The organism is Streptomyces sp. NPDC050263 (genome assembly GCF_040655955.1).
In the GTDB taxonomy this organism is placed as follows: domain Bacteria; phylum Actinomycetota; class Actinomycetes; order Streptomycetales; family Streptomycetaceae; genus Streptomyces.
In genome coordinates this window covers 34,066-60,121 of the sequence record NZ_JBFAKW010000030.1, presented here as the reverse complement: position 1 = coordinate 60,121, position 26,056 = coordinate 34,066, and the positions used below count along the sequence as shown (strand labels likewise).

Below are 26,056 nucleotides of genomic sequence, written 5' to 3'. Positions count from 1 at the left end.
TCATGCAGCGCGTCTGTTTCCTGCTCAAGGTCCGACAGGACCGCCTCGCCGAGTACCGCGAACGCCACGCCGCCGTGTGGCCCGAGATGCTCGACGCACTCTCGGCCACCGGCTGGCACAACTACTCGCTCTTCCTGAGAGACGACGGCCTGCTCGTCGGCTATCTGGAGACCGAGGACTTCGAAGCCGCCCTCGCCGGCATGGAGGCCACCGACGTCAACGCCCGTTGGCAGGCCGAGATGTCCCCGTTCTTCGAGTCCCTCGACGGATCCCGCCCTGACGAGGCGATGAAACCGCTCACCGAAGTGTTCCACCTCGCCTGACACCTCCCCGTCCCCGTGCTCTCGTACGACAACGGAGTCCCCGCGATGAGACGACGTACCCTCCTGGCCGGCGCCCTGCTCGGCGCCGCGGCCTCCCCCGTGCTCGCCGCCGGCACGGCCCGCGCCGCCGACCCCGGCCCCTCGGTCACGAAGAAGGCCACCACCCGACTCGACGCCACGGCCGTGTTCTTCGTTTCCTACGACGGCCTGGTCAACAACAACTCGTTCCAGAAGAAAGGCCTGTTGACCTACAAGGGCTACCAGTACGCCGCCTGGTACACCTCCACCAAGAACGCGGTCGTCGCCCGCCGCGTCCTCGGCGGGAGCACCTGGTCCACCGTCACCCTCTCGCACCAGCTCAAGGCCAGCGACTCGCACAACGTCATCTCCATGGGCGTCTCCAAGGTCGACGGCCGGCTCCACCTCAACATGGACTCCCACAGCGACGGCTTCTTCTACGTGAAGTCGACCGCCGGACTCCTCGACAACCCGGCGACCACCTCCTGGACCTCGTCCGTCTTCGGCGCCGTCCAGACCACCCTCGACGGGCTCGCGCTCACCACCCAGTTCACCTACCCGCAGTTCGTCGCCACCCCCGAGGGCAGGCTCCAGCTCAGCTACCGGGTCGGCATCTCCGGCAACGGCCGCAACGCGCTCGCCGAGTACGACGGCTCGACCTGGACGAACCTCGGCGAGTGGTCCAGCTCCACCGGCACCTACACCAGCGAGCACGGCTCGTCGACCGTCCGCAACATGTACCTGCACGGCATCGACTACGACGTCGACGGCCGCCTGCACTCGTTCTTCACCTGGCGCGAGCAGAACGGCGCCGTGATGTGCTCCAGCGGCGGGATCACCAACCACGACACCGGCTACGTCTACTCCGACGACCGCGGCCGGACCTGGCGCAACAACGCGGGCACCGCCGTCGGCACCACGGGCGGCTCCGACAAGGTGGCCGTCACGGACAGCGGACTCGTCGTGGACGCGCTCAACCCCGACCACTCCCTGATGAACCAGGAGAGCCAGGCCGTCGACTCCACCGGCCTGCCGCACGCGATCATCAGCTACGTCCCCGGCCGCTTCGGCCAGTGCACCACCGACTATGTCAGCGACCGCACCGCGGGCGGCCGCGCCTTCCACGTCCGCAGGAACTCCGCCGGGACCTGGCGAAAGACGGAGATCCCCGTCGTCCTCGGCTCCAGCCAGCGCACCAAGCTGATCCTGGACAAGTACGACAACGCCTACGCGATCTTCCCGTTCGGCCGGATCGCCGGCGCCTCCAAGGCCTCCGGCTACACCGACTGGACGGTCCTCTTCGACGGCAGCGGCCTCAACGCCTTCGGCGAGGTCGTCATCGACGAACTGCGGGTCAAGGCCGACAACGTGCTGTCGTTCATGTACCAGGAGAAATCCAGCGGGACGACCCCGTCGGCGCTCCATGTCATCGACTTCGCGCTGCCCGCATGACCCGGACAGAGCCCCGGACAGGGGTGCGGCGGGATGACGGTAATGTGAAGGCCGTCCCGCCGTGCCCCGTTCACCTGGAGGTCCCCGCCTGATGGCCCATTCGGTGGGTATCAAGGACGTCGCCCGCGCCGCCGGAGTCTCCGTCGGCACGGTGTCCAACGTCATCAACCGCCCGGACACCGTCGCCACGGAGACCCGGGCGCGGGTGCTCTCGGCGATAGACCGGCTCGGCTACGTCCGCAGCGAGTCGGCCCGCCAGTTGCGCGCGGGGCGCAGTCGGATCATGGGGCTGCTCGTCCTCGACATGGGCAACCCCTTCTTCGTCGACGTCGCCCGCGGCGCCGAACGGGCCGCCCGGGACGCCGGGCTCGGCGTCATGGTCTGCAACAGCGCCGAGAGCGTCGGCGAGGAGGCCGAGTACCTGTCGCTCTTCGCCGAGCAGCGGGTGCGCGGCGTGTTGCTCACCCCGGCCGACGCGACCGGCCGCAACATCGCGTCCTTCCGCCGGCACGGCATCCCCTTCGTGCTCGTCGACCGGGTCTCCGAGGGCACCACCGAATGCTCGGTGTCGGTGGACGACGTGGCGGGCGGCGCGCTCGCGGTGCGGCATCTGATCGACGCCGGACACCGCTCCATCGCCTACGTCAGCGGCCCGCCCGGCTTCACCCAGGTCCGCGACCGCCGCACCGGCGCCCTGAACGCGCTCGCCGAGGCGGGCCTCGGGCCCGAGGCCCTGCGCGAACTGCCGACCGAACGGCTCGACGTGGCCGCCGGCCGGGACGCGGGCGCCCGCCTCCTCGGCCTCGCCGACCGCCCGACCGCCGTGTTCTGCGCCAACGACCTGCTCGCCCTCGGCGTCCTGCAGGCCATGTACGCGGCCGGCGTCGGCGTCCCCGACGACCTCGCCATCGTCGGCTACGACGACATCGAGTTCGCGGCCGCCGCGGCCGTCCCCCTCACCTCGGTCCGTCAGCCCGCCGTCACCATGGGCGCCCTGGCCGCCGAGATGCTGCTGGAGGAGACGGAGGAGACCGAGGCCGGGGTGGGCGTCGCCCCGCACGAGCACCGCAGGGTGGTGCTCCAGCCGGAGCTGGTGGTGCGCAGGTCCAGCCTCTCGGCGCGCTGAGCGGCCGTTCAGTAGCCGTTCATGATCCCCCGGGCTCCGGCGCCGTCCGGACATGTGCTGAACTGGGACGCGGCCCGCACACCGAGCGTCCCAGGAGACCCCTGTTGCCCCTCAGCTACCGCCAGCCCGGCGTCGTACTCACCGACCGCCGCTTCACCGTGCCCCTCGACCACGCCGACCCGGCCGGGGAGACGATCGGGCTCTACGCCCGTGAGGTCGTCGCGAGCGACAAGTCCGGCCAGGATCTGCCCTGGCTCCTCTACCTCCAGGGCGGCCCCGGCTTCGGCGCCAACCGCTTCGTCGGCAAGTCGGCCTGGCTCGGCCGCGCGCTGGAGGAGTACCGGGTCCTCCTGCTCGACCAGCGGGGCACCGGCCACTCCACCCCGGCCAACCGCCAGACGCTCCCGCTGCGCGGCGGCCCGGCCGAACAGGCCGCCCACCTCGCGCGCTTCCGGGCCGACTCCATCGTCCGGGACTGCGAGCTGATCCGCCGCGAGGTCACCGGCGGCGCCCCGTGGACCGTCCTCGGCCAGAGTTTCGGCGGCTTCTGCACGGTCACCTACCTCTCGACGGCCCCCGAGGGCCTCGCCGCGGCCGTGATCACCGGCGGCCTGCCCTCGCTGGACGCGCACGCCGACGACGTCTACCGCGCCGCCTACCCGCGCATGGAGTGCAAGGTCGCCGCGCACTACGCCCGCTACCCGCAGGACGTCGAACGCGCCCGCCGCATCGCCGACCACCTCCTCCACCACGAGGTGACCCTCCCCAGCGGCTACCGCCTCACCGTCGAGGCCTTCCAGACCCTCGGCATCCTCCTCGGGGGCAGCGAGGGCAGCCATCGACTGCACCACCTCCTGGAGGAGGCGTTCGTCCCCACCCCGCGGGGGCCGGAGCTGTCCGACGCCTTCCAGGAGGAGATCCAGGGCCTTCTCTCCTACGCCGGACACCCCCTCTACGCCCTCGTCCACGAGGCGGTCTACGGCCAGGACGGTCGTCCCACCGCCTGGGCCGCAGAGCGGGTGCGCGCCGAGTTCCCGCAGTTCGACGCGGCGAAGACGCTGGCCGGCGACGGACCCCTGCTGCTGACCGGCGAAACGATCCACCCCTGGATGTTCGAGACCGACCCCGCGCTGCGCCCGCTGCGCGAGACCGCCGAACTCCTCGCCGCCCGTACCGACTGGCCGCCCCTGTACGACTCCGCCCGCCTCGCCGCCAACGAGGTCCCGGTCGCGGCGGCGATCTACCACGACGACCTCTACGTCGACACCGCCCACTCCCTGCGCACCGCCCGCGCGATCCGCGGCCTGCGCACCTGGGTCACGGACGAGTTCGAACACGACGGCGTACGGGCCGGCGGCCCCCGCGTCCTGGACCGGCTGCTCGCCCTGACCCGTGACGAGGCGTGATGTCAGTGTCACGGATTAGTCTTCGAGCATGACCGAGCCGACTGTTCCCCAGCTCCAGCCCATGCCCGAGGACTGGCAGCGTGCCCTGGCCGTGGTGGCGCATCCGGACGACCTCGAGTACGGGTGCTCCGCGGCCGTCGCCGCCTGGACCGACGCCGGCCGCGAGGTCGCCTATGTGCTGGCGACCCGCGGCGAGGCGGGCATCGACACCGTCCCGCCGGCCGAGTGCGCCCCGCTGCGCGAGCGGGAGCAGCGGGCGAGCGCGGCCGTCGTCGGCGTCTCCACGGTCGAGTTCCTGGACCACCGGGACGGCGTCATCGAGTACGGGCTTGCCCTGCGCCGGGACATCGCCGCCGCGATCCGCCGGCATCGCCCCGAACTCGTCATCACCCTCAACCACCGCGACACCTGGGGCGGGGTCGCCTGGAACACCCCCGACCACGTCGCCGTCGGCCGCGCGGTCCTCGACGCGGCCGGGGACGCGGGGAACCGCTGGATCTTCCCGGAACTCGTCGAGCAGGGCCTCGAACCCTGGAACGGCGTGCGCTGGGTCGCCGTGGCCGGGTCCGCGACGCCCAGCCACGCGGTGGACGCGTCGGCGGGCCTGGAGCGTGCGGTGGGTTCGCTGCTGGAGCACCGCGCCTACATCGCCGCGTTGACCGACGAGGATCCGGAGACCTACGTGCGGGGATTCCTGACCGGGGTGGCGAAGTCCGTCGGCGAGCGGTTCGGCGGCCGCCCGGCCGTGGCCTTCGAGCTGTTCAACCGGTAGACCGCAGGTCAGTAGGGTGGACGGCATGCGAGACACGACGGCGGACGGTGCGGCGGACACGACGGCGGACGAGACGGCGGACCGGGCCGGACTGCGCGGGGACTGCGAGAACTGCTTCGGCCTGTGCTGTGTGGCCCTGCCCTTCGCCCGCTCCGCGGACTTCGCCATCGACAAGCCCGCCGGCAAGGCGTGTCCCAACCTGGGCGAGGACCACCGCTGCGGCATCCACGCCCGGCTGCGGCAGAAGGGCTTCACCGGCTGCACGGTCTACGACTGCTTCGGCGCCGGACAGAAGGTCTCGCAGCTCACCTTCGGCGGCCGGGACCGGCGCACGGCCTCGCGGGAGGACGCCCGCCGGATGACCGACGTGTTCCCGGTCGTCCGGCAGCTCCACGAACTCCTCTGGTACCTCACCGAGGCGCTCACCCTCCCCGCCGCCCGCCCGATCCACGGCGACCTGGGCCGGGCCCTGGAGACGACGGAGGCACTCACCCGGCTGGACCCGGACGACCTGGCCGCGCTCGACGTCCCGGCACACCGACAGAACGTCAACGTGCTGCTCCTGAAGACCAGCGAACTGGCCCGGGCCGGCATCGGCGGGCGCAAGAAGGAGCGCCGGGGCGCCGACCTGATGGGCGCCCGCCTCAAGGGCGCCGATCTGCGGGGCGCGAACCTCCGCGGCGCCTACCTGATCGCGGCCGACCTCACCGGCGCCGACCTGCGCGGAGCGGACCTGATAGGCGCCGACCTGCGCGACACCGACCTCACGGACGCCGATCTGACCGACGCGCTCTTCCTGACCCAGCCGCAGCTGAACGCCGCCCGGGGAAGCACGGGCACCCGCCTGCCCGAGTCAGTCACCCGCCCGGTGCACTGGACACCGCGGCTCTGAGGACGCCCCCGCGGCCTTCTCGTCGACCGGCACGCCTGCCGGCGTCGACGTCGACGCCGGCATCGGTGTGCGCCGCTCCAGGTGCATCCGCAGCCCGTCCGGCATCAGCGTCAGCCGTTCCGTGACCCGCAGCCGGTACGCCGGGTCCGGCCGCAGCTCGTAGCGGCGCAGCAGCAGCCCGAGCACCAGCGTGGCCTCGTGCAGCGCGAACTGCCGGCCGATGCAGGCCCGCGCCCCGGTGCCCCACGGCTTGTAGCTGTGCGCGGCACGCGCGCGTACGGCCGCCGCGTCGAAGCGGTCCGGGTCGAACCGTTCGGCGTCCGGCCCCCACGCCTCGGGATCCCGGTGCAGCATGGCGGTGAGGACCAGCGCCCAGCCGCCCCGCCGCATGGGATGCTCCCCGGCCAGCACCGTGTCCGCCCGGGCCTCCCGCGCGAAGGCGGGCGCCGTCGGCCACAGCCGCAGCGCCTCGTCGAGCACCCGGCGGACGTAACGCAACTTCGCCACCTGCTCGTACGCCGGCACGGCCGTGTCCCCCCACACCCGGTCCACCTCGGCGCGGGCGCGGGCCGCGATCGGCGGGTTGAGGGAAAGGTAGTGCAGGGCGAAGGAGAGCGCGCCGGAGGTGGTCTCGTGGCCGGCCACCAGGAAGGTGATGACCTGCCGCCGTACGTTCTGCGCCGACAGCCGTTCGCCGGTCTCGGGGTGGGCGGTGTCGAGCATCCGGTCGAGCAGATCGCCGTCCCCGCCGCCCGTGTCGCGCCGGGCCCGCACCAGGTCGTCGACGGTGCGGTCGAGGTACGCGATGTCGGCCTCGTTGCGCCGCGTCGCCCGCCGCAGCAGCGCGGGGGAGGGGACCGTGTTGAGGCGCTGGGCGTAGGTGAGGGTGCCCACCATCGCCGTCACGAAGGGGTGCGGCCGGGCGCGCTCGAAGGAGCCGAAGTCGTGGCCGAAGCCGGTGCGGGCGATCGTCTCCAGGGTCAGTTTGGTCATGTCGCCCGGCACGTCCACCGCCCGGCCCGCGGCCAGCTCCCGGTCCCAGTGGCCGGTGAGCCGCTCGGCCACGTCGAGCATCATCGGGTGGTAGGCCGCCATGGCCTCCCGGCTGAAGCCCGGGGCCAGGACGTCGTGCGCCAGCTGCCAGTTCGGCTCGTGGTTGTACGCGGTGAACAGCGCGTCCCCGACGACGGGCCGCAGATTGGCGATGCCGAGCCCCACGTGCTTGGCGAACCGTGTCTCGTCCGCCATGTCGGCGGCCGGCGCCGCGCCCCACACGAACACGAACTCCCGGCCGAACGCCTTGCGCCGGAAGATCGGCCCCAGCTGCCGGGCGTACCGCAGGGAGTCCTGGAGGGGCGTGCGCCGGCTCGCGCCCAGGATGTCGCCGAGCAGCGGGATCCGGCGCGGCGGATGCGGAATGCGCTCCAGCTCGGGCCAGCCCTGCTCCGCGCCGCGGAACCCCTTCGGCAGTCCGCCCTCGGTCGTCGTCCCCGTCTCCGCCATGACGCGATCTCCCTTGATGCAGCGGCAGGTTGAGCATGTTGTACGTGGGTTCAATAACGCGGCTCAGTCTGGTCCTGTCGTTGAACCGGCGTCAAGTAAAGTGCGGGCATGGCCGCGAACCAGGGCGAGCGCACCCGGCGCCGACTCAGCACCGGGGAACGCAGGGAACAGCTCCTGACGGTCGGCGCGCGCCTGTTCTCGGAGAGTCCGTACGACGAGGTCTGGATCGAGCAGGTGGCCGAGATCGCGGGCGTCTCCCGTGGCCTCCTCTACCACTACTTCCCCACCAAGCGGGACTTCTTCGCGGCGGTCGTCGAGCGCGAGAGCGAGCGGATGCTGCGCATGACGGCGGCGGTCCCCGGCATCCCGGTCCGCGAACAGCTCGCCTCCGGCCTCGACACCTACCTGGAGTACGTGGAGACCCACGCGCACGGCTACCGCGCCTTCCACCGCGCGGACGCGGCCGGCGACCAGGCCGTGCGCAAGGTCTACCGGCGGGCGCTCCAGGCGCAGGAACGCCAGATCCTGGCGGCCCTCGGCGCCGACCCGGAGTTCGGCCCGCTCTTCGGCGAGCGCCCCGACGTACGGCTGGCGGTGCGCGGCTGGCTGGCGTTCACGACGGCGGTCTGCCTGGAGTGGCTGCGCGGCTCGGACCTGTCGCGGGAGCAGGTCCGGGAGTTGTGCGCCCGGGCGTTGTTGGGGGTCATTTCCCCACCGGGATGATCGTCGGCGGGGGAGAATGGGGGATGACTTCCTCCGACGCCCCGGACTTCCTCGCGAGCGCCGAAGACATCCACGCCCACCTGGTCGAGCAGGTGAACTCGATGCTGAGACGCCTTGGTATGTACGGGGGCGAGGCGGCCTTGTGGGTGGCCTTCGGGCATCTGGCGTTCGTCGAGCGGGACACCAAAGCGTGGGACGAGCAGTGGCGGTCCTGGCTCGATCGCTCCGGGAGGAGCACGGGGGTGAAGGGCGTCTTCCGGGACATGGTGCCGGGCCACAGGGTCGACAACGACGAACCGGCGTCGGTGTACGCGGAGTTCGCGCGCCGACGCGGCTGGCTTCACCCGGACCGCGTCCTCGACGCGGACGCCCACGCGCGCGTGCGTGACCGGGCGCGCCCGTGGGCGGCCGAGGACCGCACCTGGCCGGACGTCACCACGGAGTTCGGGGAGCCGGCCCTGCTGCTGGGCGGCACCAACCCGTACTACGGCAAGACGCTCGGCTACTTCGGGCCGGATCCCGCGGAGCCGGTGGTGTGGTTCCACCTCTGGAACGGCACGGAGCCGGACGGGGAGTGGCCCCCGAAGCGCGCGCAGCCGATCCTGCTCGCCGTGCGCTGCGGCGACGAAGGCCCCTTCGACGACACCTTCACCTTCACTCCGGAAGGCCGGCGGCTGATGCCCGAACCCGACGGGTGTGGCCACGGCGGTTGGCGCGGGCACGGATCTCCGATAGGTTAGGCAAGGCTTACCTAAGGAGGTTTTGGGATGGGTGACAGCCAAAGCTGGGCTGCCGTGCCTGCCGCTGCCGAGCGGGCCCGTTCGGTGCTCGCGGCCTCGTGGTCCTGCGCGGTGACCGCGGACGGCGGGCGCGAGGAGTTCGTCGGTGCGCACACCGTCGACGAGGACGGGCGGGTGATCCTGCACGTGCCCGAGGACAGCGCCCTGCTCACCGCGGCGATCTGCGCGCCCCGCGGCGAGCCGTCCGCGGTGCTGGAGTTCGGCGACGTCGCCCCCGTCCCCGTCCGCAACCGTATCCGGGCCCGGCTCTGGCTGGCCGGCTGGTTCGCCCCCGAGGACGAGACGCTCGTCTTCCACGCGACCCGCGTGGTGCTGAAACAGCCCTCCGGCGCGGTCGTCGTCGGCCTCGACGAGTTCGCGGAGGCCGAGCCCGACCCCCTCGCCACCGCCGAGGCGCAGCTGCTCACGCATCTCGCCGACTCCCACCCCGACGCCGTGGAGCGGCTCACCCGGCTCGTCGACCGCGACAGCCTGCACGGCGCCGTCCGGGTCCAGCCGCTCGCCGTGGACCGGCATGGGCTGACACTGCGCATCGAGCGCGCCCGCGCCCACGGCGACGTACGCCTGCCCTTCCACAGGCCCGCCGACGACGTCTCCCAACTCACCGAGCGCATGCACGTCCTGCTCACCCAGGCGGCCGCCGCCTCCTGCCCGCGAGCCCTACAGCGGCAGCGCACAGACGGCGACGGGTGACGCGAACGGCTCGCCCGCGAGCCGCAGTTCACCCTTCGCGTCGTCCACCCGGAAGACGCTGACCGTGCCGGAGCGCTGGTTCGCGGCGAACAGCAGACCGCCGTCCGGCGAGAGCGCGAGCTGCCGAGGGAAGTCCCCCTCCACCGGTACCGTGCCGAGCAGCCGCAGCCGGGCCCCGTCCGCCTCCACCGCGTACCGCGCGAGGGTGTTGTCGCCGCGGTTGGCGAGGAACGCGTACCCGCCGTCCGGCGTGACCGCCAGCTGCGCCGGGTAGTTGGGGTCCGCCTTCGAGCCCGTGGACTGCGGCTTTCCGATCGTCAGCCGGCCGCTCGACGGGGTGTAGGAGCAGACCGCGACCGTGTCGTCGGCCTCGTCGGCGAGGTAGGCGTACCGGCCGCCGGGATGGAACGTGAGGTGGCGCGGACCGGCGCCCGACCGGGTGTGCGCCTGCGCGACCTCGGTGAGGGTCCCCGCCGTGCCGTCCAGGCGGTAGCTGTACACCGTGTCCGTGCCGAAGTCGACGGCGAGGACATGGCCGCCGTCCGGGGACGTGATGAACTGGTGCGCGTGCGGCCCCTGTTGGCCGGACCGGGGCGCCGGACGGCTGTGGACGACCCGGTCGGTGCGCTCGCCGAGCGCCCCCGAGGCTTCGATGGGGTGCACGGCCACACTGCCCGAGCCGAAGTCGGCGCTCAGCAGCCACCGGCCGCTCGGATGGACCGACACCTGGCAGGTGTGCGTCCCGCCCGTGGCCCTGCTGCCCAGCACCTTCCGATCCGACAGCCGTACGGCGGTCACGACGCCGCGCTCGCGTTCGTTCGCCGCGTACAGCGTGCCGCCGTTCGGATGCACCGCGAGGTACGACGGGTCCGGGACGCCGGTGATCGTGCCCCGGCCGGTGATCCGCCCCGAGGCGGGATCGTACGAGGCGACGCCGATGCCCTTCCCGCCCCCCTCGGCGGAGGTGTAGGTGCCCAGGTAGAGGGGCCGGGGGCCGGACGGACTCCCCGAGGCGGAGGGCGACGGCTCCTGCGACGCGGACGACGACGGCTGCTTCGGCGCGCCCTGCCGGGCCTCCCGCGCTTCCTGGGCCTCCGGGGTTCCCTGGGCGTCGGGCGAGTCGCCTTCGTTCCCGCACGCGGCCAGGGCCGAAGCCGCGGCCGCGCCGCCCAGCAGTCCGACGAAACGGCGCCTGCTCGGACCGCCGCCGCACGCCGCTTGCGTCCCACTGCCCATTGCCAGCACCTCAGGTCGTCGTCCGTCTCCGCCGTGACTGCCACCTTGACCCGGACCGGCCGTCGAACGCAAAAGCGGAAAACCCGAAGGCGGGGGAGCGGGGCTACCAGTCGCCGTCCGTCACCGGCTTCCCCGGCGTGTCCTTCAGGTGGTGCACCTGGCCGGGGGCGGGCGGCTGCCAGGGGTCGAGGTCGTCGCCGAGCCAGTCGCCGACCGGCTGCACCGCCGCCAGGGTGTCGCTGGGGGCCACGTCGTGCGCGTCGTTGTCGTAGTAGTCGTACCAGGGCAGCCCGGCCGCGGTGTACGCGGCGCGGTCCACCGGGGACGGCGGGGGCGCCTCGCCCGTGATGCGCCGCCACTCCGGCGGTGTCACCAGGTGCACGAAGACCCGGGCGCCGGGCGTCTGCGCGTAGTCCGCGACCGGACGGACGTCCTTGTAGACCTCCTGCCGCATCGAACCGCCCACCCCCAGGCCCATCGCCGCGGCCGCCCTGGCCCGCGGCGCGCTCCCCGGAGCGGGGGCGGCGGCAGGCATCATCGGGGCCGCGCCGGGCGCGGGCGGAGCGCCGTATCCGGCGGCCCGCACCGACTTCACGCTGCTCGTCTCCAGGGAGCGGCGCCGCTCCGCCTCGCGCCACTCGGCGCGCTTGCGCTCGTTCAGCGGGAACGACTGCAGCTGGACCCCGCCCCAGACCTCCTCGCCGGTGACCTGGCCCTCCACGGTCGCCCCCAGCCCCAGCGGCACCGCCACGAACTGGCGCACCGTGCCCCGGCCCGAGTTGATGCCGTCCAGCCAGGGCTGCCGGGGCAGCGTGACGTAGTTCTGCGGATCACGGGAGAGCCGGTCGCTCCACGGCTTGCCCGAGACCGCGCACACCTTGCCCGCGCCGACCTGGAGCGCGGCCGGCTCCGCCGAGCCCCCGAAGCTCAGCCACATCGCCTCGCGCAGGTACATCGGCAGCATCACGCCACCGCGCGCCAGCCAGTCGGCGGGCACCGTGTCGGGGTGGTCGGACACCCGCCGCACCGGGAACACGCCGAGACCCGGCGGCAGGTCGTGCGTACCGCTCTCCGGCAGTCGCAGGGTGCGCATGAACCGCACCGCCACCCCGCCCGGCAGCCTCAGCGTGTCCCCGTCGATCCGTACGGCTGTGTCGGCCATCGGCCCGCTCCCTCGCGTCGCGCGCCGGCCCCGCCCGGCGCTCCCTCAGTGAAAACGCCCGCCGATCCCCGTACGGTTCCGCCACAGCTGCTCCTGAACGCCCAGCCGCTCGCGCAGCCGGGTCAGCCGGGGCATCCGTTCGCGCTGCTCCCGTGACACCAGGTCCAGCTCCTCCAGGAGGCGGCGGGAGCGGTGCTCGGTGTCGAGCTCGTCGAGGATGCGGTTGACCTCGGTCAGCGCCGCGCCGTGCAGCTGCCACTGGCGGGCGTCGTGCTGGAGCTGCTCCAGCAGCAGCTGGGCGAGCTTGTCGCGGGTGGCCGCGGCCTGCCGCAGCTCGGCGCTGAGCCGGGCCTCGGCGGCGTCCGCGTTGAGGCTGACGGACGTGGTCACCAGCACCCCGAAGCTGACCACCGCGTCGGCGATCTCCGACAGCAGCCGCTCCACGGTCTCGCCGATCTCGGGCGGGAACAGCGGCTGCGGCTCGCGCTCCTTGGCGAGGTCGGTGAGGGTCCGGGCGAGCACCCGCAGCACGACCGTGCAGATCTCCAGCGTGTCCAGACCGGTGCGCAGCACCACCCGGTGCAGCAGCCCCTCCCGGACCCGCGGGTTGAGCCGCAGGCTGTCCTCGGCCTGCCGCAGGGCCGCGTCCACCGACACGATGTCGTGGTCCAGGCGGCGGGCCTCGTGCAGCCGGGCGGCCGCCTGCTCGACCGGCGTGCGTCCGGCGGCCTCCTCGCCGATGCGCAGCATCAGCTGCCGCAGCCGGCGGGCCAGCCCCTCGATCGACTCGCCCGCCTCCTCCACCCACACCGGCGGCGGCAGCAGCACATTGCAGGCGAGCCCGACGACCGCGCCGATCAGCGTCTCCACCACCCGCGCCCACGCCGTGTCCCCGACGGTGGTGACCCCCAGCACCAGCATGGCGCTGATCGCGACCTCGGGGACGTACTCGTCGACCCGCACCAGATGGCCCACCGCCAGCGAGGCGATGATCAGCAGCGCGAGGCTCCACCAGGTCAGCCCGACCAGGAGGCTGAAGGCGATGGCGACGAGCACGCCGGCCACCACCGAGTTCACCCGGCGGACCCCGTTGGTGAGCGTCGCGTACAGGGTGACCTGGACGACCAGCAGCGCCGTCAGCGGCGCGGTCAGCGGGAGCGATTCGGGGCTCAGGCGCAGCGCGATGACATACGCGACCGTGGCCGCGGCGGCGGATCGCAGCGCCTGGACGACACTGGGCTCCCGGTAGCGGCGTGCCCACCGCACGAGCGGCGCCGCACGCTCACGTACATCTCGCATCGCCAGTCCCGTTCCCTTTCCTCGGCAGCCTCGAACGTCTCTCCACCACCTCGCGGGACCCGACGGACCATCGGCTGCATCGAGGACCGGAACTGTCCGCGAGCGAGCCTAGATCGTTCTCACCGGCCGGGGAAGACACCGGGCGCACGCGGGCGCGGAGGGAATCCCCCGCGCTCACGCCCGGGCTGCCCGCCCCCCCCGGACGGTGGATCACAGGATGGTGTGCCGGGCGCCGGGACGGGACGCTCGGAGCATGAAACGTCACCGGACCGGCATCGCCGCCGGCATCGGCATCGTCCTCTCCCTCCTCGGCACCCTCTCCGCCGCGGCCCTCGCCGCGCCGGCCACCGCTTCCCTCTCCGCCGCGACCGCCGCGACCGCCGCGGACGGCACGGGCGTCGTCGCCGCCCTCGACCGCGCCGCCCACCCCCTGCACACCGTCGAACCGGGCGGCGACACCGGCGATCTGCGCGCCCTGGACCGGATGATCGGCGCCGCCCGGGTCGTCGGGCTGGGCGAGGCCACCCACAGCTCCCACGACTTCTTCGCCCTCAAGGACCGCGTCTTCCGCCACCTCGTCGAGGAGAAGGGCGTACGCACCTTCGCCCTGGAGGGCAGCTGGAGCACCGGACTGCGCCTGGACGACTACGTCCTGCACGGCACGGGCGACCCCGGGCGCATCATGAGCGACGAGTTCCAGAGCGAGTACCTCTGGTGGAACAACGCCGAGTACCTGCGGCTCGTCGGATGGATGCGGGCGTACAACGTCCGCCATCCGGGGGACCCGGTCCGTTTCATGGGCGACGACTTCGCCTGGACCGGCCCCGAACTCTACGACGACGTCACCCGGTACGTGGCCCGCGCCCACCCGGAGCTGACGAGCCGTCTCGACGCCCTCTACCTCGGCCTGCGGCCCACCGTGAAGGTGGAGACGTACATGGTGGGCTACTACGACCAGCCGCTCGCCGAGCGCCGGGAGAAGGCCGGGCGCACCGCCGAGGCCCTGGAACTGCTGCGCGGGCAGCCGCCGGGCGCGGACCGCGCGGCCCACGACCGGGCCGTGCAGTACGCGGCGGTCATCGACCAGACGGCCCGCTGGTACGCGTACGACTTCGCGGACCCGGAGCAGAACGCCGCCTCCCTGCTGTGGCGCGACCGGACGATGGCCGAGAACGTCCTGTGGTGGCGGGAGCACACCGGCACCAAGGTGCTGCTGTCGGCGCACGACGCCCACGTCGGCTACGAGAGCTTCGACCCGGCCACCTATCCCCGGATGCAGGGCGCGTTCCTGCGCGACCGGCTGGGGGCGGGGTACGTGAGCGTCGGGGTCACCTTCGACCGCGGCTCGTTCAACGCCCTGGACGCGGATCAGAACCTGCGGAAGTGGACGCTGGGCCCGGCCGGACCGGGCACCGCCGAGGCCGTGCTGGACCAGGTCCGGTACCGGGACTACGTCGTCGACCTGCGGTCGGTCTCCGCACCGGCCCGGGAGTGGCTCGACGTCGTGCGGCCGGTGCGGTTCATCGGCACCGACCACCCGGGACCGGAGTTCAGGATCGCCCTGGGCCGCAGCCACGACGTCCTGATCCATCTTCACCGGGTGGAGGCGGCCCTGCTGCGCGACCGGTAGCCGGCCACCTTCGCCTGGTTGCCGCAGCGCTCCATGGAGCGCCAACGGCGGCGGCGGGCCTGGGAGTCGTCGAGGAACAGCAGGGAACTGTCAGGGTTCTCGCACTTCTTGACCCGGTCCAGGGCGGGGGTCGCCCGGCCGGGGTGCGAGATGGGGCCGGGCGGCCGTCGCGTTGACCCGCTCGCCGTCGGCCGACTCCGGTTCCCGCCCGGCCGGCGCGGCACGGACCAGCCCGTACACGGCCTCGCGCGGGCCGCGGGCGTCCGTGAGGTCCCGGGCCGTGACCGGCGCCGGCTCGGGCGCCGGCTCGGGCGCCGCGCCCGGCCCGGCCTCCTCGATCCAGCGGGCCGGCGCCGTGGGGTCCGGCAGCCGTTCCGCCTCGGTGGTGTGCCGCCGGCCGAGCGTGGCGACGGAGTCCAGGCACGGCCGACCGCCGATGAAGGTGAACGCGACTGCCGGGTCCCGATCGAGACCGTGCCGCCGCCGCACCGGGCGCGCGGGGCGCACGAGCGGCTGGAGAGCCGGGACAGCCGGGGCAAGATCGTGCTCAACGTGCCGGGGGAGGGCCGCCGAGACCCGCCCCGGATCACGTCACGCAGTCCCGCCGGGCCCGCGAGCCCGGGGCGCGGCCGCCGACCCGCAGACGCCGGGTGAGGCGGCCCGCAGACGCGCGGGCCGGCGCCTGCGTCGGCCTCGGTCCTGGCGTCGGCCTCGGTCCTGGCGTCGGCCCCTTCACCGGGCGGCCACGGCGCGGACGAGCGGGCCGCTGCGCAGGTCTACCCCGCTCAGCCGTGGACGGAATGTGCCGCCTGCCAGGCCAGCCGCAGGTCCGCGTCCTCCCCGAGTCCGGTGAGGAACTCGTCGAGGTCGAGGAACTCCTGCCACACCGGCCGGCCTCCGGCCCGGGACAGCTCCGCCACGACGAGATCCTCCAGGTCGGCCACCCGCTTGTTCTTCCACACCTTGTCGGCCAGGCTCACCAGCAGGTCCTCCGGGCCGATGTCGGGGGCCGTCCACGAGGCGTGGGTCCCGGCGAACCGGGCGAGAGCGGAGCGCACGCCGTGGGTCAGCAGGAGTTCCCGCCCGGCCTCCTCGTGCCGGGCGCCGGGGCCGGACAGCTCGCCGGGGTGCAGGGCCTTGCCGATGTCGTGCGTGGCCGCACCGAACAGCACCGCCTCCCGGTCGACGGCCAGCCCCGGACAGTGGTCGCCGACCCAAGCGACGAGCTGTGCCGCGACATCGTGGACTGCCCGGAGGTGAGCGACCAGCCGGGGCGGCGCCCCGACCTCGTCCAACAGCGCGGCCGCCTCCGCGGGCAGCGGACGCAAGTCGGGGTCCGAGGTCTCGTCCAGGGCGATGGACAGCACGGTGGAGGCAGTGGTCATCCGGTCAGCCTATTCGGGGCGCCTCACGCGACGCCTGCGAGGAACTCGCGGATGGCGGGGGCGAGGGCGCGGCCGAGGTCCTCGGCGGTTCGCAGGTCGTCGCCGATCGCGGTCGTGGCCAGGCGTCCGTGGGGGAGGGTGGTGGCGGCCGCTTCGGCGAGGGCGGTGGGGTGACGTGGGTCGGTGCCGGGGAAGACGAGGGTCGGGGCGGTGATCGCGGCGAGTTCGTCGACGCTCCGGAAGGAGCGGTCATGGCCGATGGCGGCCGCGGCCACGATACTGGCGGGGTCCGAGCGGGGGATGGCGTCGCGCACCATGTCCCCGACGACGGGCGGGAAGTCGGCGAGGAGGGGCTCCCAGCCGGCCTCGATGCCGTCGGCCGCGACACGGGCGGCGAACGCGTCCAGGAAGCGGATCTCGGCCTCCTTCGCCTCGCCGTCCTCGATGTCCTCGACGCCGATCAGCACGGCGGCCCGGACCCTGGCCGGGTGCGCGGCGGCCGTCCGCAGCGTGATCGTGGAGCCCAGGCCCGCCCCGGCGAGCGCGGCGCCGGGCAGGTCCAGGTGGTCCAGGAGCCGGATCACGTCGTCGGTGTACTGGGCCCAGGTGTGGCGGGCCGGGTCGGTGCAGACCGAACGGCCGTAGCCCCGCAGGTCGGGGAGGACGACCGTCCAGCGGTCGGCGAGCCGCTCGGCCAGCGGCAGCATGCTCCGGTGGTCGGGGCCGCCGGCGTGCAGGAGGACGAGGGCCGGGCCTGCTCCGACGGTGGTGGCGTGCAGGGCGCAGTCGTCGGCCGCCCGGAAGCTGATCTCTGCCATGAAGCGAACCTAGACCGGGTGCGACCGGGTCCGGTACGGATAATCCGCCGACCGGTATCTCCATCCCGCCACTCGGCCGTCGTCCGTGCCCTTACCGTGATCGCGCTCCCGGCGGACCGGAGAAGGGTGGGCACACGGTGACGGACTCGAGTGACTCGACGGACTCCTGGGTACGGGCCAGGCAGGTGCTGAAGGCGGCGGCCGTCCCGCCCGACCGGCTGGCCCGGGTGCGTCCGCTCAGCGGCGGCACGTACAACACCGTCGAGGAACTCCGCCTGACGGACGGCAGCCGCTATGTGCTGAAGGTCGCGCCCGCCGCGCCGGGGCTGCGCTACGAGAGCCGACTGCTGCTCGGGGAGGCGGAGTTCTGCCGCGGGGCGGCCGAGGCCGAGGTGCCGGCGCCGCGGGTCGTGGCCGTCGACGAGCGGCTGCTGCTGATGACGGCGTGCCCGGGCGACCCGTGGGACGGCTCGCTCGACGCCGTCGAACAGAGAGAGCTGCGCACCGAGCTGGGCCGTCAGGTCGCCCGGCTGCACGAGGTGACCGGGCCCGGCTTCGGCTACCCCACCGGCGCGTTCGGCCCGCTCGCCCCCGACTGGCGCACCGCGTTCACGACGATGTTCGACGGCATCCTCGCCGACGCCCGCCGGCACGGCGCCCGACTGCCCCGGCCCGTCGACGAGGTGGCCGCCGTCGCCCGGACCGCGTACGACGCCCTCGACGAGGTCACCGTCCCGCGGCTCGTCCACTTCGACCTGTGGCAGGGCAACGTCCTGGTGGACCGCCGCGCCGACGGGAAGCCCCGGATCGGGGGCCTCATCGACGGCGAGCGCATGTTCTGGGGCGACCCCCTCGCGGACTTCGTCTCCCTCGCGCTGCTGGGTGACATCAGGAAGGACGAGGCGTTCCTCGAGGGCTACCACGACGCGGGAGGCCGGGCCGCCTTCGACCGGCCGGCCCGGCTGCGGCTCGCCCTCTACCGCGCCTATCTCTACCTGATCATGCTCGTCGAGACGATCCCCCGGGCGAGCGGCGCGGAGCACGACCGCTGGCTGCGGGAGGCGGTCGACCCCGAGCTCCTGGCGGCGCTGGACGAGATCGCAGGCCCGGCGATCTGACGACCCGAGAACCTGCGGGCTACCCCTGCGCGGGGAACGCGTTCACGCCCGTCAGCTCGGCGGACAGCTCCCACAGCCGGGCCGCCTGCTCCGGGTCCTTCGCCCAGGCCCGGACGCCGGCCCGGTCTTCGGCGTCCTCCACGGCGGGCTCGGCGATGTCGCAGTCCTCCAGGTAGACGCCGCCCATCCCGGCCAGCTGCGGCGAGGTCGCCGCCCACACCTGGGTGGCCGCGCCCTGCTCCGGGGACTTGAAGCCCTCGGGGTCGAGCAGGTTGCCGTCCTCGTCGATCCAGCCACGCTCCACCATCTCCTGCTTCGGCAGGTGCCGCTGGAGGGGCGTCAGGATGCCGCCGGGGTGCAGCGCGAACGCCCGTACACCCCGGTCCCGGGCGAGCTTGTCGAGGTGGACGGCGAACAGCACGTTCGCGGTCTTGGCCTGCCCGTACGCCGCCCACTTGTCGTAGCCGTGGCGCCACTGGACGTCGTCCCAGCGCATCCCCGCGAAGTGGTGGGCCCGCGAGGAGACCGAGACGATCCGGGCGCCGCCGGGCTCGATCGCCGGCCACAGCCGGTTCACGAGCGCGAAGTGCCCCAGGTGGTTGGTGGCGAACTGCGCCTCCCAGCCGGGGCCGACCCGGGTCTCCGGGCAGGCCATGATCCCGGCGCTGCCGATCAGGAGGTCGATGGTCCGGCCCGAGGCGAGGAACCCGTCGGCGAAGGCGCGCACGCTCTCCTGGTCGCCGAGGTCCAGCTCGTCCGTCTCGACGCCGTCGAGCCCGGCGAGGTTCTCGCGGGCCGTGTCCGGGCGGCGCGCGGGGACGACGACGCGGGCGCCGGCCCGGACCAGCGCGCGGGTGGTCTCCAGGCCGAGACCGGAGTACCCGCCCGTGACGACGGCCAGCTTCCCGGTCAGGTCGACGCCCCGGAGGACGTCCTCGGCGGTGCTCGTGGGGCCGAAGCCCGAGCCGATCTTGTGCTGTGCGGTGTCGCTGCTGCCCATGGCGCTGTTGTTCATGTCTGCAACGCTACGAATTGGAGTGCTCTCGAAGTCAAGCGCGACGCCCGGACAGCGGCCTCGGACAGGCCCGGGACAGGCCCGGGACAGGGGAAAGCCCCGACCGCGACGGGGGAATCACGGTCGGGGCGGTCTTCGGGGGTCGGCACCCGCGGGACACAGTGCCATCCGCACCCACAGTCGGTTCAACGATGAACTACCTATGGGTGTTCCCGGGCCCGCCGCACCGCGCGGTGAACTGCGTCACCGAGTGCGTCAGGCGTCTCTCGTCCAGGCCAGCAGCTCCGCGACCGGCCAGGTGGTCACGATCCGTTCCGCGGGCACCCCGCACTCCTCGGCCCGCGCGTAGCCCAGGACCTGCCAGTCCAGCTGGCCGGGCGCGTGCGCGTCGGTGTCGACCGAGAACAGCACGCCCGCCGCCACGGCCCGGCGCAGCAGCCGGCGCGGCGGGTCGAGCCGCTCGGGCCGGCTGTTGATCTCCACGGCGGTGCCGGACTCGGCGCACGCCGCGAACACCTCGTCCGCGTCGAACCGCGACTCCGGCCGCCCGCTCAGCAGCCGCCCGGTGCAGTGGCCGAGGATGTCGGCGTGCGGATCGCGCACGGCCTTCACCATGCGGCGGGTCATCGCACGGGCCTCCATCCGCAGCTTGGAGTGCACGGACACCACGACCACGTCCAGCCGCTCCAGCAGCTCCGGCTCCTGGTCCAGCGACCCGTCGTCGAGGATGTCGCATTCGATGCCGGTCAGCAGCCGGAACGGCGCCCAGGTCGCGTTGAGTTCCCCGACCGCGTCCAGCTGCCGGCGCAACCGCTCGGGAGACAGCCCGCGGGCCACCGTCAGCCGCGGCGAGTGGTCGGTGAGAGCGGCCCACTCGTGGCCGAGGGCGGCCGCCGCCCGGCCCATTTCCTCGATGGGGCTGCCGCCGTCCGACCAGTCGGAGTGGACATGGCAGTCCCCGCGCAGCAGCGCCCGCAGCCGTGACCCCGCGCCGTCCGTCAGCGGCAGACCCGCCGCACCGCCCTCCAGCTTCTCCAGGTAGGCCGGCGCCTGCCCGGCGAGCGCCTCGCGCGCCACCTGCGCGGTCTTCGGTCCCACGCCCTTGAGCGACTCCAGCGTCCCGGCCGCCGCCCGCTGTTCCACCTCCGCCGCGGGCAGCCGCGCGAGCACCCGGGACGCGGTACGGAAGGCGCGCACGCGGTAGGTCGGCGCCAGGGACCGCTCCAGCAGGAAGGCGATCCGGTCCAGGGCCTCGACGGGATCCATCGCCACCTCCTGGCTCCAGCGTTCCCCACCCGTGCCCGGACCGCACGACGGGCGTTCGGCCGCCGCCGGTTTCAGGGGGCACCCGGTGATTCGTCCCGAACAGTTCCGCTTTACTCTCTATGTCATGAGCGAAATCGCGAATCTCCGTGTGTCCCACCCGCGGATCATCGTGCTGGGGGTGCAGCCGGCCCCCGCTCCGTTCCGCATCGTGGAAATCGACGCCGAGGTGGTCGGTGAGGCGAGGGAAGTCACCGACGTCCTCGTGATAGCCGCCGCCCACGGCATCACGGTCCATGACCTCGACGACCCCGATGTCGTGCGGTGGGTGGGCGGGGACCGGTACACCTGGACCCCGCACTGAGCCGTCTCCGTCACCGGCGGTTCTCCCGCGCGTGCACCGCACGGCTCACCCTGCGGCCCAGCAGCAGGTAACCGATCAGCGCACCCGTGGTGTTGAGGATGACGTCGTCGACGTCGAAGGCGCGCCCGGTGACCAGCGCGCCCTGGGCGAACTCCACCAGGAGCATGACGGCCGCGGTCAGCAGCAGCACCCGCAGCAGTCCGCGCGCCCGGGGCGCCACGATCGGCACCAGGACCCCGAAGGGCACGCCGAGCAGCAGGTTCCCGCCGATCTGCCGCACGGCGTCACGCAGTTCCGGCTGGTCCAGATAGGCCCGCAGCGAGTCGCCCGGACGCAGGTTGGAGTGCACCAGCGCCTCGGAGGCGGGGGACGGCTCCAGTGTGACCCGGGCGAGCACGACGGCGAACGCGACCATGAACGCGAAGGCGAACAGCATCGCCAGCAGCCGCAGCGGGAACGGCAACGGCCGCCGCCCCTCGACAGGCGCCGCCTTTGCCGCCTTCGCAGCCTTCGGAGATTTCTCCCCCTTCTTCGCCTTCTTCGCCGTCGCCGCCTTCGGGGGTTCCTTCGGTGTGGTGGGCCCGTCGGTCTTGGTGGTGCGCAGGCGGAACGCGGTGAGTGGACGTAAGGCTGTACGGGCCATGCGGTCCTCCGGTCTTCGACTTCCCTGCGGGACAAGGCGGACGGGGATCAGGGGCCGTAGGCCACCTTCACCTCCTTGAAGCCGAGGGAGTGCAGCAGACCCTGGAGCATGTCGGTGGTGTTGGTCTCGGCGCGCGTGGTCAGCTCGCTCTCCTTCGCCGCGTCCCCGATGTGCCTGACCGCGAGCTTCTGCACGGCCTGCTCACCGTTGGGGTTGTCCGAGAAGAGATCGCCGAGTCGGTCGAGGAGACCGCGCTGCTTGGAGACCGCGTAGGAGCGGTCGGGATCGAGCGCCGGAGTGCCGAGCTGGGCGTGCGGCAGCCGGAGCGTGGCCGAGGTGCGGTCGCCGTTGACCGTCACGTCCTTGTCGCCGACCTTGCCTAGGTCGACGAAGGCGTCCACGGTGCCCGCCCCGACGTACAGGGTGCGGGTGCCGCGGAGCGCGTCGGGGAGGTACTTGGCGTCCTTCTCCAGGTCCACGACGACCTGGAAGTTGCCGGAGGCGGCGTCGTAGCGGCTCATGTCCTGGATGGACTTGAGCAGGGCGGGTCCGGAGCGGTCGCGGGTCTCGGTGCCGAAGAAGTCGCGCAGTCCCGGCAGCAGGCTGAGCCGGATCCCGGCGAACATCACGACGAGCACGACCACGACGGCGGTGAGCACCTTGGCCCAGCCGGGCAGCCGGGCGACCCGACGCTTGGAGGGCTTGGTGTCCTTGGCGGGCTCGATGGAAGTCGTCATGTGGACGGTCCTCCTTCCTACTGACCGGATGCCCGCCAATTCCGTTGTCAGACCGCCCTGTTGACAACCTGTGACGGTAGAGGCCGCGGAGGTCGCCGACGGTCATCCGCCCGGCGATCTCCGCGTTGGACAGGCCCCGGCCCCCGTCCGTCGCTCGTCGCCAGGCTCCCGTCCGTCGCTCGTCGCCAGGCTCCCGCCCGTTGCCCGTTGCCCGTCGCCCGTCGCCCGTCGCCAGGCCGCCGCCCGTCGCCCGTCCGCCGCCAGGCCGCCGCTCGCCGGGCGGGCCGACGCCGTCGTCCGTGACCCGGACGCCGACGCCGTCGTCCGTCACTTCGACGCCGACCGTCGCGTGGGCGGGCCGCGCGTGCCGGACGACGTCGGTGAGCGACTCCTGCACCACCCGGCCGACCGCCACCGTCACCGCTGACCTCGGCCTCCTCGCCGTGGCAGCCGTGGCCGCGCTCGTCGTGACCTGCGCGCTGCCCGTGTGCGCGGGCGTGCGCCGCACCGGCGTCGCCGTGCTCGTCACGGCTGTCCTCCTGGCGGCCGCCGCCACCGGGGCCCGGCTCACCGTGCTCCAGCCGCTCGACGAACCCCGCCCCGGCCGCACGCGCAGCCCACCGGCTACTGGAACCTGCCGACCGGCTCCCGCCTCGCCTGCACCCACCTGCCGGCCCGGGGCGTCGCGCGCCCGGCCCCGGTGATCGTGCTGCACGGGGGCCCCGGCACGCCCGGCGACGGCCCGGACCCGCTGGAGCGTCTGCTGGCCGCGCGCGGTCACGACGTCTTCTCCTACGACCGGCTCGGCTCCGGCCGCTCCACCCGGTCGGCCGATCCGACCGGCTACACGGTCGCCCGGCAGGTCGCCGACCTGGAGGCCGTGCGGACGCGGATCGGCGCCGAGCGGGTCGTCCTGCTGGGCGCGTCCTGGGGCGCGACGCCGACCGCCGAGTGCCTCGCGGCCCATCCCGACCGCGTTGAGCGCATGGTCCTGACCTCGCCCGGCGTGCTCTGGGCCCCGGCCTTGGGAGGGCCGCGCCGAGGGCGACATCCGGGACCGGCTCTCCGCCGACCAGCAGCGCCGGATCGACGAGCCGGAGGCGCGCCCGCGGCCGGCCGCCTGGTCGCTGCTGATGGAGGCGAACCCGCGCGCCGCGCACGCGCTCGTCCCCGACGCGGAGATCGACCCGGTCTTCGCCCGGCCGCTCGACATCGCGGCCCCGGCGGCCACCTGCCACCCCGACCGCCCCCTGGCCGGCCTCCCCGCCGCCCTGCCCGGCTTCCACGCCAACCAGCTCACCACCGCCGACCGGCTCATCGTCCCCGACCCGCGCCCCGCCCTGCGCACAGCCCGGGCGTCGGTTCCGGTGATCCGGGGCGCCTGCGACTGCAAGGACCCGGCATCGCCCGCGAGTACGACGAGGTCCTGCCGGACGCCACCCTGCTGACCGTGCCCGACGCCGGCCACCTCGTCGACTTCGAGCGGCCCGAGGTGTACCGGAAGGCCGTGACCGATTTTCTCGGTGCCTGAGGGGCGCAAGCGCATCCTTGGTCAGTTCTGGGCACTCCTGAGGGTGGGCAAAACGGGCGTGGTCCGTAGCATGAGAGATCCCGCCCCAGCCGGACATGATCAGCGAGGAGCCGATCGTGCGAGACATCTCCGTGTTCAGCGGTAGTGCCCACCCCGAGCTGGCAGCCGAGGTCTGTGCCCACCTCGGCGTGCCCCTGAGCCCCACCCGCCTCAGCCGGTTCGCCAACGACTGTCTGGAGGTCCAACTCCAGGCCAACTGCCGGGAACGGGACGTCTTCCTCGTCCAGCCCCTGGTCCGGCCCGTGCAGGAGCACCTCGTCGAGCTGCTGCTGATGTGCGATGCGGCCCGCGGGGCGTCGGCGGGCCGGATCACCGTCGTCATGCCGCACTATTCCTACGCCCGCTCCGACAAGAAGGACGCGCCCCGGATCTCGCTCGGCGGACGCCTGGTCGCCGACCTGATGGCGGCGGCCGGCGTGCACCGCGTGCTCGCGATGACCCTGCACTCGCCCCAGGTGCACGGCTTCTTCTCGATGCCCGTCGACCATCTGCACGCCCACCGGGAACTGGCCGCGCACTTCCGCCGCTACGACCTGACCCGCACCACGGTCGTCTCGCCGGACCTCGGCAACGCCAAGGAGGCCGCGGCCTTCGCCCGGATGATCGGCGCCCAGGTGGCGGCGGGCGCCAAACAGCGGTACGCCGACGACCGGGTCAGCATCAGCGCGGTGATCGGCGAGGTCGCCGGGCGGGACGTCATCGTCCTCGACGACGAGATCGCCAAGGGCAGTACGGTCCTCGAACTCCTCGACCGCCTGCGGGAGTTGGAGCCGCGCTCGATACGTGTGGCATGCACGCACGGGCTGTTCGCGGCCGGTGCTCTCAAGCGGCTCAGCGAGCAGAACGACGTGCTGGAGATCGTGTGCACCAACACCGTGCCGGTGCCCGCCGAGGAGCACACCGACAAGCTGCGGATCCTGTCCATCGCCCCCGCTCTCGCCGAGGCCGTGCGCCGTATTCACAACGGTGAGTCCGTCAGCGCCCTGTTCGACGCGGCGCGCGAAGAGAGGGCGCGGTCATAACGTGCCGGAGGCGGCCTCGGGCTGTTCCAGGGCCGCGTCCAGCGTCGTGGCGGGCGGCAGCAGCCGGGTCAGCCCGGTGGCCCGCAGGATCCGCAGGGTGAGCGGATGGGCGCAGACCAGGTGCAGATGTCCGCCGCGGTCGAGGACCCGGCCGCGCGCCCGGAACAGCAGGCGCAGTCCGGAGCAGTCGAAGAACTCGATCCGGGTCAGGTCGATCACGATCCGCGGGGCCGGCCCGACGGTCGCGTCGTCGAGCAGTGGGCCGATCTCCGTCGCCGCGACGATGTCGATCTCGCCGTGGAACTCGAGCACCGTGTATCCCCGGTCCTGGCGTATGCGCAGATGGGGGGTGTCCGGTGCGGGTTCCTGCTGCACGACGACATCGCCTCCAACCCGCTCCACCGGTCGGGAGCCTCCAACGGCCGGGGAGTGCACAGCAGTTCCCCGCTCCAGCAAGTTACCCCCGATGGAGTGAATTCCAGCATGTTCGATTGACATATGTCTTCGAAATGCAACCGACTCTGGCCGAGTTTTACGAGAGTGCGTGCCACGCCTTGGAGAGAGCTGTGCGCAGCTGCTCCGACTGGTGGGCCGTGAGCCCCCGCACCATCCGCTCCTCCAGCTCCCGCACCGGCCCCGCGTGCCGGTCGAGCAGCTCGCGCCCGTCCTCGGTGAGCAGGATCAGCAGCTCGCGCCGGTTGCGTGGATTGCGCTCGCGGCGGATCAGGCCGCGCCCCTCCAGGGAGCGCACCAGGTCGGCGATGGACTGGGCGGTGACGAAGGAGTCCCGGGCCAGCTGAGCCGCCGACAGTCCGTCGTGCCGCTCCAGTACGGTGAGTGCCGTGTACTGCAGTGCGGTGATTCCGGACGGCTTGACCAGCTCGTCCAGATGCGATCGCACGACCAGCTCCACCTGCTTCACCATGTAGAGCAGGGACGGAGGTGCCCGGTGGGGCGAGGGTGCGGACGCTGCGTTGCTCGTCTGGGTGCCGACCATGAGTCCGAGCGTAGAGCATTGACAGGAAACCTGTCTGTAAAGAGACTGCGAACCAGCAGGAATCCTGT

At 73.0% G+C, this 26,056-nt stretch carries 29 protein-coding genes and 1 pseudogene; 16 read left to right on the top strand and 14 right to left on the bottom strand.

Features of this window, described 5'->3' with window-relative positions:
- The first annotated feature begins 2 nt into the window (after nt 1-2).
- The 6 genes from AB0J04_RS16495 to AB0J04_RS16470 all read left to right on the top strand — a co-directional run bounded on the left by AB0J04_RS16495 (nt 3) and on the right by AB0J04_RS16470 (nt 5,989).
- Nucleotides 3-323 (top strand): L-rhamnose mutarotase, encoded by a 321-nt coding sequence (locus tag AB0J04_RS16495; RefSeq protein ID WP_363169114.1) that lies wholly within the window; start codon nt 3-5, stop codon nt 321-323.
- 45 nt (nt 324-368) lie between these two features.
- Nucleotides 369-1,793: a BNR repeat-containing protein gene (locus AB0J04_RS16490; protein ID WP_363169113.1), complete on the top strand. Its 1,425-nt coding sequence runs from the start codon at nt 369-371 to the stop codon at nt 1,791-1,793.
- Between the two features lie 91 nt (nt 1,794-1,884).
- Complete coding sequence (locus AB0J04_RS16485) at nt 1,885-2,919, top strand: LacI family DNA-binding transcriptional regulator (RefSeq protein ID WP_363169112.1); 1,035 nt, start codon at nt 1,885-1,887, stop codon at nt 2,917-2,919.
- Between the two features lie 104 nt (nt 2,920-3,023).
- Nucleotides 3,024-4,325: an alpha/beta fold hydrolase gene (locus AB0J04_RS16480; RefSeq protein WP_363169111.1), complete on the top strand. Its 1,302-nt coding sequence runs from the start codon at nt 3,024-3,026 to the stop codon at nt 4,323-4,325.
- A gap of 28 nt (nt 4,326-4,353) precedes the next feature.
- Complete coding sequence (locus AB0J04_RS16475) at nt 4,354-5,097, top strand: PIG-L deacetylase family protein (RefSeq protein WP_363169110.1); 744 nt, start codon at nt 4,354-4,356, stop codon at nt 5,095-5,097.
- A 25-nt stretch (nt 5,098-5,122) separates the two neighbouring features.
- On the top strand, nt 5,123-5,989 hold the full coding sequence (locus AB0J04_RS16470; protein ID WP_363169109.1) for a pentapeptide repeat-containing protein: 867 nt from the start codon (nt 5,123-5,125) through the stop codon (nt 5,987-5,989).
- Here the strand turns inward: AB0J04_RS16470 and AB0J04_RS16465 are convergent.
- A complete protein-coding gene (locus tag AB0J04_RS16465) occupies nt 5,951-7,492 on the bottom strand; it encodes a cytochrome P450 (protein WP_363169108.1) in 1,542 nt (513 codons plus the stop codon). The genes AB0J04_RS16470 and AB0J04_RS16465 overlap by 39 nt on opposite strands.
- 108 nt (nt 7,493-7,600) lie before the next feature.
- On the opposite strand from AB0J04_RS16465, the gene AB0J04_RS16460 reads away from it, so the two are divergent.
- Genes AB0J04_RS16460 through AB0J04_RS16450 form a run of 3 tightly spaced genes read left to right on the top strand, consistent with a single transcriptional unit; the run spans nt 7,601 to nt 9,708 of the window.
- Nucleotides 7,601-8,215: a TetR/AcrR family transcriptional regulator gene (locus AB0J04_RS16460; protein ID WP_363169107.1), complete on the top strand. Its 615-nt coding sequence runs from the start codon at nt 7,601-7,603 to the stop codon at nt 8,213-8,215.
- Nucleotides 8,216-8,238: 23 nt separating this feature from the next.
- Nucleotides 8,239-8,955, top strand: a complete 717-nt coding sequence (locus tag AB0J04_RS16455; protein ID WP_363169106.1) for a hypothetical protein — start codon at nt 8,239-8,241, stop codon at nt 8,953-8,955.
- Between the two features lie 27 nt (nt 8,956-8,982).
- On the top strand, nt 8,983-9,708 hold the full coding sequence (locus AB0J04_RS16450; RefSeq protein WP_363169105.1) for a DUF2470 domain-containing protein: 726 nt from the start codon (nt 8,983-8,985) through the stop codon (nt 9,706-9,708).
- Here AB0J04_RS16450 and AB0J04_RS16445 read toward each other — a convergent pair.
- From AB0J04_RS16445 to AB0J04_RS16435, 3 genes are all read right to left on the bottom strand, one after another.
- Nucleotides 9,676-10,944 (bottom strand): lactonase family protein, encoded by a 1,269-nt coding sequence (locus tag AB0J04_RS16445; RefSeq protein WP_363169104.1) that lies wholly within the window; start codon nt 10,942-10,944, stop codon nt 9,676-9,678. The two genes, AB0J04_RS16450 and AB0J04_RS16445, sit on opposite strands and share 33 nt — an antisense overlap.
- A 103-nt stretch (nt 10,945-11,047) precedes the next feature.
- Entirely contained in the window at nt 11,048-12,106 is a 1,059-nt protein-coding gene (locus tag AB0J04_RS16440) for a hypothetical protein (RefSeq protein ID WP_363169103.1), read from the bottom strand.
- 45 nt (nt 12,107-12,151) lie between these two features.
- Nucleotides 12,152-13,405 (bottom strand): FUSC family protein, encoded by a 1,254-nt coding sequence (locus tag AB0J04_RS16435; RefSeq protein ID WP_363169102.1) that lies wholly within the window; start codon nt 13,403-13,405, stop codon nt 12,152-12,154.
- Nucleotides 13,406-13,658: 253 nt separating this feature from the next.
- Between AB0J04_RS16435 and AB0J04_RS16430 the strand changes: the two genes are divergently transcribed.
- On the top strand, nt 13,659-15,035 hold the full coding sequence (locus tag AB0J04_RS16430; RefSeq protein WP_363169101.1) for an erythromycin esterase family protein: 1,377 nt from the start codon (nt 13,659-13,661) through the stop codon (nt 15,033-15,035).
- Here the strand turns inward: AB0J04_RS16430 and AB0J04_RS16425 are convergent.
- From AB0J04_RS16425 to AB0J04_RS16410, 4 genes are all read right to left on the bottom strand, one after another.
- Nucleotides 14,999-15,115 carry a CGNR zinc finger domain-containing protein gene (locus tag AB0J04_RS16425; protein ID WP_363169147.1) on the bottom strand — a complete coding sequence of 39 codons (117 nt, stop codon included), beginning with the start codon at nt 15,113-15,115 and terminating at the stop codon, nt 14,999-15,001. The two genes, AB0J04_RS16430 and AB0J04_RS16425, sit on opposite strands and share 37 nt — an antisense overlap.
- A 10-nt stretch (nt 15,116-15,125) precedes the next feature.
- Nucleotides 15,126-15,542, bottom strand: coding sequence for an ABATE domain-containing protein (locus AB0J04_RS16420; protein ID WP_363169100.1), 417 nt, complete (start codon nt 15,540-15,542; stop codon nt 15,126-15,128).
- 278 nt (nt 15,543-15,820) lie between these two features.
- Nucleotides 15,821-16,420, bottom strand: coding sequence for an HD domain-containing protein (locus AB0J04_RS16415; RefSeq protein WP_363169099.1), 600 nt, complete (start codon nt 16,418-16,420; stop codon nt 15,821-15,823).
- Between the two features lie 23 nt (nt 16,421-16,443).
- Nucleotides 16,444-17,238 (bottom strand): alpha/beta hydrolase, encoded by a 795-nt coding sequence (locus AB0J04_RS16410; RefSeq protein ID WP_363169098.1) that lies wholly within the window; start codon nt 17,236-17,238, stop codon nt 16,444-16,446.
- A 137-nt stretch (nt 17,239-17,375) separates the two neighbouring features.
- On the opposite strand from AB0J04_RS16410, the gene AB0J04_RS16405 reads away from it, so the two are divergent.
- Nucleotides 17,376-18,356 carry an aminoglycoside phosphotransferase family protein gene (locus tag AB0J04_RS16405; protein WP_363169097.1) on the top strand — a complete coding sequence of 327 codons (981 nt, stop codon included), beginning with the start codon at nt 17,376-17,378 and terminating at the stop codon, nt 18,354-18,356.
- 19 nt (nt 18,357-18,375) lie between these two features.
- On the opposite strand, the gene AB0J04_RS16400 is transcribed toward AB0J04_RS16405, so the two are convergent.
- Both AB0J04_RS16400 and AB0J04_RS16395 read right to left on the bottom strand, forming a co-directional pair.
- Nucleotides 18,376-19,371 (bottom strand): SDR family NAD(P)-dependent oxidoreductase, encoded by a 996-nt coding sequence (locus tag AB0J04_RS16400; protein WP_363169096.1) that lies wholly within the window; start codon nt 19,369-19,371, stop codon nt 18,376-18,378.
- A 255-nt stretch (nt 19,372-19,626) separates the two neighbouring features.
- Nucleotides 19,627-20,637: a PHP domain-containing protein gene (locus tag AB0J04_RS16395; protein WP_363169095.1), complete on the bottom strand. Its 1,011-nt coding sequence runs from the start codon at nt 20,635-20,637 to the stop codon at nt 19,627-19,629.
- 124 nt (nt 20,638-20,761) lie between these two features.
- Between AB0J04_RS16395 and AB0J04_RS16390 the strand changes: the two genes are divergently transcribed.
- On the top strand, nt 20,762-20,998 hold the full coding sequence (locus tag AB0J04_RS16390; RefSeq protein WP_363169094.1) for a hypothetical protein: 237 nt from the start codon (nt 20,762-20,764) through the stop codon (nt 20,996-20,998).
- A gap of 10 nt (nt 20,999-21,008) precedes the next feature.
- Here AB0J04_RS16390 and AB0J04_RS16385 read toward each other — a convergent pair whose 3' ends face one another.
- Both AB0J04_RS16385 and AB0J04_RS16380 read right to left on the bottom strand, forming a co-directional pair.
- Nucleotides 21,009-21,641 carry a VanZ family protein gene (locus AB0J04_RS16385; protein WP_363169093.1) on the bottom strand — a complete coding sequence of 211 codons (633 nt, stop codon included), beginning with the start codon at nt 21,639-21,641 and terminating at the stop codon, nt 21,009-21,011.
- A 47-nt stretch (nt 21,642-21,688) separates the two neighbouring features.
- Nucleotides 21,689-22,378, bottom strand: a complete 690-nt coding sequence (locus AB0J04_RS16380; protein WP_363169092.1) for a DUF4230 domain-containing protein — start codon at nt 22,376-22,378, stop codon at nt 21,689-21,691.
- A gap of 299 nt (nt 22,379-22,677) precedes the next feature.
- Here AB0J04_RS16380 and AB0J04_RS16375 point away from each other — a divergent pair, with 299 nt between their 5' ends.
- The 4 genes and pseudogenes from AB0J04_RS16375 to AB0J04_RS16360 all read left to right on the top strand — a co-directional run bounded on the left by AB0J04_RS16375 (nt 22,678) and on the right by AB0J04_RS16360 (nt 24,991).
- The gene (locus AB0J04_RS16375) at nt 22,678-23,082 is read left to right on the top strand and encodes a hypothetical protein (RefSeq protein WP_363169091.1); all 405 of its coding nucleotides are present in this window, start codon (nt 22,678-22,680) and stop codon (nt 23,080-23,082) included.
- Nucleotides 23,079-23,342: pseudogene (locus AB0J04_RS16370) on the top strand (alpha/beta fold hydrolase); the annotation flags it as partial. The gene AB0J04_RS16375 and the pseudogene AB0J04_RS16370, both read left to right, overlap by 4 nt.
- Nucleotides 23,343-23,511: 169 nt before the next feature.
- Nucleotides 23,512-23,826, top strand: a complete 315-nt coding sequence (locus AB0J04_RS16365) for a hypothetical protein (protein WP_363169149.1) — start codon at nt 23,512-23,514, stop codon at nt 23,824-23,826.
- Nucleotides 23,827-24,025: 199 nt separating this feature from the next.
- Nucleotides 24,026-24,991 (top strand): ribose-phosphate pyrophosphokinase, encoded by a 966-nt coding sequence (locus AB0J04_RS16360; protein WP_363169090.1) that lies wholly within the window; start codon nt 24,026-24,028, stop codon nt 24,989-24,991.
- On the opposite strand, the gene AB0J04_RS16355 is transcribed toward AB0J04_RS16360, so the two are convergent.
- Together AB0J04_RS16355 and AB0J04_RS16350 are read right to left on the bottom strand one after the other, a co-directional pair.
- On the bottom strand, nt 24,986-25,366 hold the full coding sequence (locus tag AB0J04_RS16355) for an anti-sigma factor antagonist (protein ID WP_363169146.1): 381 nt from the start codon (nt 25,364-25,366) through the stop codon (nt 24,986-24,988). The genes AB0J04_RS16360 and AB0J04_RS16355 overlap by 6 nt on opposite strands.
- 157 nt (nt 25,367-25,523) lie before the next feature.
- On the bottom strand, nt 25,524-25,916 hold the full coding sequence (locus AB0J04_RS16350; RefSeq protein WP_363169145.1) for a MarR family transcriptional regulator: 393 nt from the start codon (nt 25,914-25,916) through the stop codon (nt 25,524-25,526).
- Between the last annotated feature and the right edge of the window lie 140 nt (nt 25,917-26,056).